Origin of the sequence: Actinoplanes sp. NPDC024001 (assembly GCF_040638955.1) — a bacterium.
GTDB lineage: Bacteria > Actinomycetota > Actinomycetes > Mycobacteriales > Micromonosporaceae > Actinoplanes.
Window position 1 is genome coordinate 1 of sequence record NZ_JBEZZB010000254.1, and the last position, 10221, is coordinate 10221.

Sequence of the window (10221 nt, forward strand, 5' to 3'; positions counted from 1 at the left end):
CGAGGACGGTGTCGCCCGGCGGGCCGTCGCGGCGGCGCCCGCACCGGCGCCGCAGCCCGCCTGACAGTTCGCTCTGCGGTGAGGGCGGCGCGCCGTGTTAACGGAGACTAAGGTCAGTTCATGCGCGCCGCCTACGCCTCCTCGCTCCAGCCCGACGCGCCGCTGAGCGGCCTCACCGTCGGCGACCTGCCCCTCTCCGCACCCGACGGCTGGGTGCCGGTGCGGGTGCGGGCCAGTTCCCTCAACCATCACGACATCTGGTCACTGCGCGGCGTCGGCCTGCCCGCCGACCGGCTCCCGATGATCCTCGGCTGCGATGCCGCCGGCGTCGACCCGGACGGCGCCGAGGTCGTCATCTACCCGGTCGTCGAGGACAAGGCCGACCCGCGTGGTTACTCGCTGCTCTCCGAGCGGCACCCGGGCACGCTGGCCGAGCAGGTCGCCGTGCCCCGCGAGAATCTGATCCCCAAGCCGGCCGGGGTGTCCTTCGTGGAGGCGGCGTGCCTGCCGACCGCCTGGCTCACGGCGTACCACATGCTGGTGAGCCGCGGCCGCGTCGCCGAAGCCGGCGCGGTCCTCGTGCAGGGAGCCGGTGGTGGCGTGGCGACCGCGGCCGTCGCGCTCGGGGTGGCCCTCGGCAAGCGGGTCTACGCGACCAGCCGTGAGCCCTGGAAACGCGAGAAGATCGCCGCCCTCGGCGCCACCGCCGTGGAACCCGGCGCGCGCCTCCCGGAACGCGTCGACGTGGTGATCGAGTCAGTCGGCGCGCCGACCTTCCAACACTCCATGAAATGCGCGGCGCCGGGCGCCCGGATCGTGGTGTGCGGGGCGACCGCCGGTCACCAGGCCGAGGTGGACCTGCGGCGGGTGTTCGCGATGCAGCTGGAGATCCTGGGCAGCAGCATGGGCACCGCGGCCGAGCTGGCGGAGTTGCTCGAGCTGTGCGCGTCCGGCACGGTGCAGCCGGTGATCGACTCGACCTTCGCCTTCGGCGAGGTCGAGCAGGCTTTCGCCCGCCTCGCCTCCGGCGATGTGTTCGGCAAGGTCGCCCTCGACCACGCCTGATCCCTTTCGGTACGCGTAACCCGCCGCCTGCCGCCCCGCCGCCCCGTCCCTGCTCGAGCCGCGTGATCATCCGCCGCTGCGGGCCGCCCATCGTGCCCACCGGAAGCGCAGCTGCTCGCCCTCGCCCGGCCCAGCGCCGGACCTCAGCCGCGTTGGTCGGCTGTCGTTCAGTGCTGCTCGCGGGCCCGTAAGGCAGCGCTGGGTGTCAGCCGCGTTGGTCGGCTGTCGTTCAGTGCTGCTCGCGGGCTCGTGGGGCAGCGCTGGGTGTCAGCCGCGTTGCCCGGCTGTCGTTCAGTGCTGCTCGCGGGCTCGTGGGGCAGCGCTGGGTGTCAGCCGCGTTGGTCGGCTGTCGTTCAGTGCTGCTCGCGGGCTCGTGGGCAGCGGTGGGTGTCAGCCGCGTTGGTCGGCTGTCGTTCAGTGCTGCCTGCGAGCCCTTGAGGCAGCGCTGGGTGACAGCTGGGTGGCTGGAGGCGAGCGGTGCCCTGTGGATTCAGAGGGTGCCGGTCAGGCCGGCGGCGCCGGTCGCGGCAGCGTCCTGGGGCAGCCGCGCCTTGGCCGCCTCGTCCCCGTAGAGCGCCCACCGCCAGAAGTCCGTCGTAGTCGTGGCGACCACCACCGGCTGGTCCCGATGCGGCAGGTGGGTGCCCTGCGGGATCTCCAGGAACGCCTTCGGCCAGGTCACCTCGTTGTAGGCGCCGTACGCCTGCTCGTAGGTCACCGTCGTGTCGAGTTTGCCCTGCACGAACAGCAGCGGCGCCGCCGTGCCGGAGAACGGCGCGGGCTCCGGCATCTGCCGTCCGGCCAGGAGCACGCCGGCCTTGAGGCGCTCGTCCCGGCTGCCGCTGAACAGACCGATCGTGGTGATGGCCCCAGCGGAGTGCCCGGCGGCCGCGATCCGGTTCGGATCGATCTGAGCGGGCAGCGCCTTCAGCACCTCGGTGATCACATACCGCGCGTCGGCGGGCTGATTGACCACGTCATCGGCCCGGTATTCGGGGGCCTGGTTCCAGGTGTGCGGGTATTTCGGTGCGGCCACCACGAACCCGGCCTGGGCCCAGGCGTTCAGCAGATCGGCGTAGTCGTCCGGCTGCGACGTGAGCCCGTGACTGAAATAGATCAGCGGGTAGGGTCCGCCGGACGCCGGCAGCCAGACCTTCGTGGGCAACGGCCGGCTGCCGTCCCGGTTGAATTGCAGCTCCTGGGTCTGCACCGGGAGGTTCTGCTGCGGCGCGCCGGCGGACGTGGCCTCCGGCGTGGCGCTTCCCGAGAAGCCGGCGGGCGAGGTGGCGTCGGGGTCCTCCGATTTCGAGGTGCAGGCGGACAGCGCCGCGGCAGCGGCGAGAGCGGTCAGGGCGGCAACGGCACGACGTAACACCTGACCCATTGTGCCGTGCCGTGATCAAGCTGCCCGTCGCCGAAGTCACACCCGGTTCCGCCGATCAGGTGCTGGACTTCGCCATCCTTGACCGGTTTCGCTAGGGTCGGCGCATGTCTGACAACAACGTCGACCCGAGTGGCAACACCGAGGCGTTCCGGGCGTTCACCCGCACCACGCCGGAGGCCTCCGCGCCGTCCAAGCTCCCGCTGGTGATCGGCGGCGTGGTCGCCGTCGTGCTGATCGCGCTGGTCGCCTGGCTGGCTCTCGCCTGAGCCGATGCCGGCTCCCGGCTGAGCCGACGCCGAGCCGATGCCGGCTCCCGGCTGAGCCGACGCCGAGCCGATGCCGGCTCCCGGCTGAGCCGACGCCGAGCCGATGCCGGCTCCCGGCTGAGCCGACGCCGAGCCGATGCCGGCTCCCGGCTGGTTCCGGCCGAGCCGATGCCGGCTCCCGGCTGGTTCCGGCTGGGCCGACGCTGGTTCCCGGCCGAGCCGACGCTGCGCGACGCTGGTTCCGGCTGAACGACGCTGGTTCCGGCTGAGCCGACGCTGCGCGACGCTCGTTCCGGCTGAGCCGGACGCTAGCTCTCGGCTGACCCGACCGCCCGGCGAGCCTCGTCGGCGATCTCCAACTCCTCCTCGGTCGGCACCACACAGACGGTGATCGGTGAGCCGTCCGGGGAGATGATCAGTTCGTTGCGCGCGTTGCGCTCCGGGTCGATGGCGATCCCCAGCGCCTCCAGCCCGGTGAGGGCGCCGCTGCGCACGTCCGGCGAGTTCTCGCCGACGCCGGCGGTGAAGGTGATCGCGTCCAGCCGGCCGAGGACGGCCAGGTAGGACCCGACGTATTCGCGCAGGCGGCGGCAGTAGACGTCGAAGGCGAGGGCGGCCTCGGCGTCGCCGGCGGCCCGGCGCTCCAGCACGGTCCGCATGTCGTTGTCGCCGGTGAGGCCGAGCAGGCCGGACCGCCGGGTCAGCATGTCCTCGATCTCGTCGAGCGGCAGACCGGCGACCCGGTGCAGGTGGAAGACCAGGCTGGGGTCGATGTCACCCGATCGGGTGCCCATGACGAGGCCGCTGAGCGGGGTCATGCCCATCGAGGTGGCCACGCTGCGGCCGCCCTGGACCGCGGTGGCGCTGGAGCCGTTGCCCAGGTGCAGGGTGATCACATTGGTCTCGGCGGGCGGTTTGCCGAGCAGCCGGGCCGTCTCCCTCGACACATACGCGTGGGAGGTCCCGTGGAACCCGTACCGCCGGAGGCCCCAGCGTTGCGCCAGATCCCGGTCGACCGCCCAGAACACCCCCTCGGGTGGGATGCTCGCGTGGAAGGCGGTGTCGAAGACCGCCACCTGCGGCACGTCCGGCAGCAGTTTGCGGGCGACCTTGATGCCGGTCAGCGCGGCCGGGTTGTGCAGCGGCGCGAGCGGGATCAGCTCCTCGATCGTCGCGGCGACCTCGTCGGTGATCACGGTGGACGCGGTGAACCGGTCGCCGCCGTGCACCACCCGATGCCCGACCGCGGCCAGTCCGGTCAGGTCGACGGTGTCCATCAGCCGCTGCAGCGCCTCACCGTGGTCGGCCGCGTCCCCGCCGGCCTCGCCGATCCGCTGGATCAGGCCTTTGGCCAGCACCTCCGAGCCGTCGAAGAGCCGGTAGCGCAGCGACGACGAGCCGCTGTTGAGCACCAGAACCCGGGTCATCTCGCTCCCGCCTGGATCGCCGTGATGGCGACTGTGTTGACGATGTCCTTGACGGTGGCGCCGCGGGACAGGTCGTTGACCGGGCGCCGCAGGCCCTGCATGACCGGGCCGACCGCCACCGCGTTGGCCGAGCGCTGCACCGCCTTGTAGGTGTTGTTGCCCGTGTTGAGGTCGGGGAACACGAAGACGGTGGCTTTGCCGGCCACCGCGCTGCCGGGCAGCTTGGCGGCGGCGACGGCCGGGTCGATGGCCGCGTCGTACTGGATCGGGCCCTCGACGGGCAGGTCGGGGCGGCGCTCGCGGACCAGCGCGGTGGCCGCGGCCACCTTGTCCACGTCGGCGCCGGAGCCGGAGCTGCCGGTCGAGTAGGACAGCATCGCGACCCGCGGCTCGATGCCGAACGCGGCCGCGGTCTGTGCCGAGGAGAGCGCGATGTCGGCCAGCTGCGCGGCGTCCGGGTCGGGGTTGACCGCGCAGTCACCATAGACCAGCACCCGGTCGGCGAGCAGCATGAAGAAGACGCTGGACGCGACCGACAGGCCGGGCACCGTCTTGATGATCTCGAAGGCCGGGCGGATGGTCGCGGCCGTGGTGTGGGTGGCGCCGGAGACCATGCCGTCGGCCAGCCCGGCTGCGACCATCAGGGTGCCGAAGTAGTTGACGTCGCGGACCACGTCGTAGGCCAGGTCGAGCGTGACGCCGCGGTGTTTGCGCAGCTCGGCGTAGCGGCCGGCGAAGTCTTCGCGCCACTGGCTGGTCGCCGGGTCGACCAGCCGTGCCCCGCCGATCTCCACCCCGATCTCGCGGGCCCGCCGGTTGATCTCGTCCGGGTCGCCGAGCAGGGTCAGGTCGGCGACCCCACGGCGCAGCAGCGTCTCGGTGGCGCGCAGGATCCGCTCCTCGGTGCCCTCGGGCAGCACCAGGTGCCGGCGGTCGGCGCGGGCCTTGTCGATCAGGTCGTTCTCGAACATCAGCGGGGTGACCCGGCTGGAACGTGCCACGTCCAGCAGGCCGGTCAGCTCGGCGGTGTCCACATTTTCCTCGAAGACGCCGAGCGCCGCGTCCACCTTGCGGGGTGTGCTGAGCTGCGCCTCGATGCGGCCGGCCGCGGAGATGGTGTGGTAGCTGTCGGACTCGGCGATCAGGATGGCCAGCCCGGTGTTGAGACGCTCGATGACCCGCACGGCCCGCTCGTCGGGCGGCTCGCCGAGGGTCAGCATCAGGCCGGCCAGGGTGACCGTGCCGGCGGCGTGCGCGGCGCTCGCGGCGACCAGCAGATCGGCCCGGTCGCCGGGGGTGATCAGCAGCGCCCCCTCGGTCAGGTGCTCCAGCACGGTCGGCACCTGGGCGGCGCCGACCACGTAGTCGAGCACGTCGCGGTCGAGGGCGCCGGGTGTGCCGGAGAAGACCGTGGCGCCCAGCGCGGTGGCCACCTCGCCCACCGTCGGCGCGGCTATCGCCGGCACCTCCGGCACCGCCCAGAAAGGCACGGCCAGCCCGTCCGGCACGCCGCCACGGGCGGCGTCGGGCACCCGGTTGGCGATCACTGCGACGACGGTCGCGCCCAGATCGTCAAGTGAGTGGTACGCACTACGCGCGGCGGCCGCCAGTGACTCGGGGCCTCGGCCCTCGCCGCTGACCACCGGCACCACCACGCTGCCGAACTCGGTCGCCAGCCGGGCGTTGAAGGCGAGCTCACGGGGCAGCTCCTCGCGGCCCTCCTGTGGTTTGTCGACGAAGTCGCTGCCGATCACCACCACCGCCGAGCTCTGTCGCTCGACCTCGCGGTAACGCTCGACGATCCGGCCGATCAGCTCCTCGCGGCGGCCGTCGGCGACCAGCGCGGTCGCCTCGGCGATGGTCGCGCCGAAGGAGTCCTCGTAGGCCACCGGGCCGGGATAGCGCTCGCGCAGCAGCGTGAGCAGGGGATCCTGCCCGCTGCCGGAGACCAGCGGGCGGAACACGCCGACCCGCGCCACCTGCCGGGAGAGCAGCTCGACGATGCCGAGAGCCACGGTCCCCTTGCCGACACCCGGGCCCAAGCCCGCGACGTAAACACTGCGTGCCACGCCATCAACCTACCGGCCGCCCACCCTCTCGTACGGGCCGAAAGTCCCGTCTTGTGGATGACGCCCGTCACGTGCAAACTAGCGTAGTGCCTAGTAGTCGCTGGTCGACCAGGGGAGGTCGCGTTGGGGTGGCAGATCGACGAGAGAATCAAGGTTCTGGAAGCCCAGGCGACCTCGGCGGACCGGCTGAGGGACGCGATCGTCACCGAGCTGGCGGCGATGGAGGACCGCCTGGGGAGCATGAACGGCAACCTGGCGGGGATGACCGCTCAGCTGGAGCTGCTGATCCGCCTGCTGCGGACGGTCACTCCTCGTCCTCGTCGTCGTCGCGGGCGAGCCAAGTGGCGAAACGCTCGATCGGGGTCTCGAACTCGGGGTTGAGGTCGACGAACGTGCGCAGCTGCTCACCCAGCCACTCGAGGGTCACGGTCTCCTCGCCGCGCCGTTCGACCAGTTCCTCGATGCCACGATCGGTGAAGTACATGTGCGGATAGTAAGAGGGGGCGCCCCGCCGCAGCGGAGCGCCCCCTCTCACCGTGTGCTTACGGACGCGGCAGCGAGGCCTCGATCAGCGCGGCCTGCTCGGCCTCGTGCATCTTGGCCGAGCCGACCGCCGGGGCGGCCGCCGCCGGGCGGGAGATCCGCCGCAGCCGCACGCCCTCGAGGTGCTCCAGCAGGTTGAGCGCGACGAACGACCAGGCGCCCTGGTTGGCCGGCTCCTCCTGCACCCAGGCGAAGTCCTCGGCGTTCGGGTACTGCGCCAGCACCGCCTTCAGCTCCTCGACGGGCAGCGGGTAGATCTGCTCCATCCGGATGATCGCGGTGTCGGTGATGCCCCGGTCCGCCCGGGCCTGGAACAGGTCGTAGTAGACCTTGCCGGAGCAGAGCAGGACCCGCTTCACCGAACCGGCGTCCAGCGGCGTGCCGTTGATCCCGCCGTCGCCGAGCACCGGCTGGAACGTGCCCTGGGTGAACTCGTTGACCGACGACGTCGCCAGCTTGTGACGCAGCAGCGACTTCGGCGAGAAGACCACCAGCGGCTTGCGCTTGCTGGACAGGGCCTGGCGGCGCAGCAGGTGGAAGTAGTTCGCCGGGGTGGTCGGGTTCGCCACCCGCATGTTGTCCTGCGCGCAGAGCTGCAGGAACCGCTCGGGGCGGCCGGACGAGTGGTCCGGGCCCTGGCCCTCCATGCCGTGCGGGAGCAGCAGCACCAGCGACGACTGCTGGCCCCACTTCACCTCGCCGGAGGAGAGGAACTCGTCGACGATCGACTGGGCGCCGTTGACGAAGTCACCGAACTGGGCCTCCCAGAGGACCAGCGCGTCCGGGTTCTCCACCGAGTAGCCGTACTCGAAGCCCATCGCCGCGTACTCGCTCAGCAGCGAGTCGTGCACGAAGAACCGGGCGTTGCCGGTGATCATCGAGGAGAGCGGCAGGAAGTCCTTGCCGGTCTTCGAGTCGACGATCGCGGCGTGCCGCGAGGTGAACGTGCCGCGCCGGGAGTCCTGGCCGGCGAGCCGGACCGTGACGCCCTGGTTGAGCAGCGAGCCGAAGGCGATCAGCTCACCGAAGCCCCAGTCGATGCCACCGTCGGTGGCCATCTTGGCCCGCCGGTCGAGCAGCTGCTGGACCCGCTTGTGCGGGGTGAAGCCCTCGGGCAGCTCGATGTGCGCCTGGCCGATCGCGCGGACCACGCCGGGGTCGACGGCGGTCTCCACCTCGGGCTCGCGCTCCTCGGCGATGATGTGCGGCCGCGGCGGGCTGCCCGCCGAGTCGCGGGTGGCCTTGAAGACCTCCTCGAGCCGGCCCTGGTAGTCGCGCAGCTGCTCCTCGGCCTCCTGCACGGTGATGTCACCGCGGCCGATCAGCTCCTCGGTGTAGAGCTTGCGCACGCTGCGCTTGGTGTCGATGATCTGGTACATCCGCGGGTTGGTCATCGACGGGTCGTCGCCCTCGTTGTGACCGCGCCGGCGGTAGCAGATCATGTCGATCACGACGTCCTTGTTGAACGCCTGCCGGTACTCGAAGGCCAGCTTGGCGACCCGGACGACGGCCTCGGGGTCGTCGCCGTTCACGTGGAAGATCGGCGCCTGGATCATCCGGGCGACGTCGGTCGAGTACATCGAGGAGCGGCTGTACTCCGGGGCGGTGGTGAAGCCGACCTGGTTGTTCACGATCACGTGGACCGTGCCGCCGGTGCGGTAACCGCGCAGCTGCGACAGGTTCAGCGTCTCGGCGACCACGCCCTGGCCGGCGAACGCGGCGTCGCCGTGCACCAGCACCGGCAGCACCGTGTAGCCGTGCAGGCCCAGGTCGAGGCGGTCCTGCTTGGCCCGGACGATGCCCTCCAGCACCGGGTCCACGGCCTCCAGGTGCGACGGGTTGGCGACCACGCTGACGGTGGTGGAGTGCTCGCCGTCCGGCGTCGTGTACTTGCCGGTCTGGCCCAGGTGGTACTTGACGTCACCGGAGCCGTGCGCCGACTTCGGGTCCATCTGACCCTCGAACTCGTTGAAGATCTTCTCGTACGGCTTGCCGACGATGTTGGTGAGCACGTTGAGGCGGCCGCGGTGGGCCATGCCGATCACCATCTCGTCGAGACCGGCCTCGGCCGACGACTGCAGGACCGCGTCGAGCAGCGGGATCAGCGACTCGCCGCCCTCCAGCGAGAACCGCTTCTGCCCGACGTACTTGGTCTGCAGGAAGGTCTCGAAGGCCTCGCCGGCGTTGAGCCGGTGCAGGATGTGCTTCTGCTCCTCGGTGTCCGGCTTCGTGTACTTGACCTCGATGCGCTCCTGGACCCAGCGGCGCTCCTCCGGGTCCTGGATGTGCATGTACTCGATGCCGATCCGGCGGCAGTAGCTGTCGCGCAGCACGCCGAGCACGTCGCGCAGCTTCATCTTCTGCTTGCCGGCGAAACCGCCGACCGGGAAGGTCCGGTCCAGGTCCCACAGGGTCAGGCCGTGCTGCAGCACGTCCAGGTCGGGGTGCTTGCGGATGGTGAACTCGAGCGGGTCGGTGTCGGCCATCAGGTGACCGCGCACCCGGTACGCGTGGATCAGCTCGACCACCCGGGCGGCCTTGTCGATCTGCCCCTCGGAGGTGCGGGCCACGTCGCGCACCCAGCGCACCGGCTCGTACGGAATCCGCAGCGCCGTGAAGATGTCGTCGTAGAAACCGTGCTGGCCGAGCAGCAGCTCGTGCATGACCTTGAGGAACTCGCCGGACTGCGCGCCCTGGATGACCCGGTGGTCGTAGGTGCTGGTCAGCGTGGTGACCTTGCTGACGCCATGGTCGGCCAGGGTCTCGTCGCTCATCCCGGAGTAGGGCGCCGGGTACTCCATCGCGCCGACGCCGATGATCGCGCTCTGCCCGTTCATCAGACGCGGGATGGAGTGCACCGTGCCGATGCCGCCGGGGTTGGTCAGCGAGATCGTGGTCCCGGAGTAGTCGTCCATGGTCAGCTCGTTGCGGCGGGCGCGCCGGACCACGTCCTCGTACGCCTGCCAGAACTGCCGGAAGTCCATCGTCTCGCAGTTCTTGATGGACGGCACGACCAGCGTGCGGGAGCCGTCCTTCTTGGCGAGGTCGATCGCGATGCCGAGGTTGATGTGCTCGGGCTGGACCAGCGCGGGCTTGCCGTCGATCTCGGCGAACGAGTTGTTCATCTCCGGGTGGGCGACGACCGCCCGGATCAGCGCCCAGCCGATCAGGTGGGTGAAGCTGACCTTGCCACCGCGGCCGCGCGAGAGGTGGTTGTTGATGACGATGCGGTTGTCCACCATGAGCTTCGCCGGGACCGCGCGCACCGACGTGGCGGTGGGCACCTCGAGCGAGGTCTCCATGTTCTGGACGATCTTGGCAGCGACACCGCGCAGGGTGGTGGTCTTCGCCCCGTCCACCGACGGCTTGGCGGCGGGCTTCTCCGCGGCCGCGGGCTTGGCGGCGGGTGCCGCGGGCTTGGCCGGCGCCGGCTTGGCGGCGGGCGCGGGCGGGGTCACCGGCTTGGG

Annotated in this window: 7 protein-coding genes; 2 read left to right on the top strand and 5 right to left on the bottom strand. The window is 71.0% G+C overall.

Annotated features, from left to right (window positions below; all coding sequences use genetic code 11):
- Positions 1–120 precede the first annotated feature (120 nt).
- On the top strand, positions 121–1065 hold the full coding sequence (locus AB0F81_RS48110; RefSeq protein ID WP_360210615.1) for a zinc-binding dehydrogenase: 945 nt from the start codon (positions 121–123) through the stop codon (positions 1063–1065).
- A gap of 490 nt (positions 1066–1555) precedes the next feature.
- On the opposite strand, the gene AB0F81_RS48115 is transcribed toward AB0F81_RS48110, so the two are convergent.
- On the bottom strand, positions 1556–2440 hold the full coding sequence (locus tag AB0F81_RS48115) for a chlorophyllase (RefSeq protein ID WP_360210617.1): 885 nt from the start codon (positions 2438–2440) through the stop codon (positions 1556–1558).
- Positions 2441–2553: 113 nt separating this feature from the next.
- Between AB0F81_RS48115 and AB0F81_RS48120 the strand changes: the two genes are divergently transcribed.
- On the top strand, positions 2554–2715 hold the full coding sequence (locus tag AB0F81_RS48120; RefSeq protein WP_360210619.1) for a hypothetical protein: 162 nt from the start codon (positions 2554–2556) through the stop codon (positions 2713–2715).
- Positions 2716–3023: 308 nt separating this feature from the next.
- Here the strand turns inward: AB0F81_RS48120 and AB0F81_RS48125 are convergent, their stop codons facing one another.
- The 4 genes from AB0F81_RS48125 to AB0F81_RS48140 form a co-directional block, all read right to left on the bottom strand.
- Complete coding sequence (locus AB0F81_RS48125; RefSeq protein WP_360210621.1) at positions 3024–4142, bottom strand: acetate kinase; 1119 nt, start codon at positions 4140–4142, stop codon at positions 3024–3026.
- Positions 4139–6211 (bottom strand): phosphate acetyltransferase, encoded by a 2073-nt coding sequence (pta, locus tag AB0F81_RS48130; protein WP_360210623.1) that lies wholly within the window; start codon positions 6209–6211, stop codon positions 4139–4141. Before pta ends, AB0F81_RS48125 begins: the two co-directional genes overlap by 4 nt.
- A gap of 304 nt (positions 6212–6515) precedes the next feature.
- Positions 6516–6695 (bottom strand): DUF6104 family protein, encoded by a 180-nt coding sequence (locus AB0F81_RS48135; RefSeq protein ID WP_360210625.1) that lies wholly within the window; start codon positions 6693–6695, stop codon positions 6516–6518.
- 58 nt (positions 6696–6753) lie between these two features.
- Positions 6754–10221 (bottom strand): multifunctional oxoglutarate decarboxylase/oxoglutarate dehydrogenase thiamine pyrophosphate-binding subunit/dihydrolipoyllysine-residue succinyltransferase subunit (locus tag AB0F81_RS48140; protein WP_360210627.1); only part of this gene is annotated, 3468 nt, incomplete at its 5' end.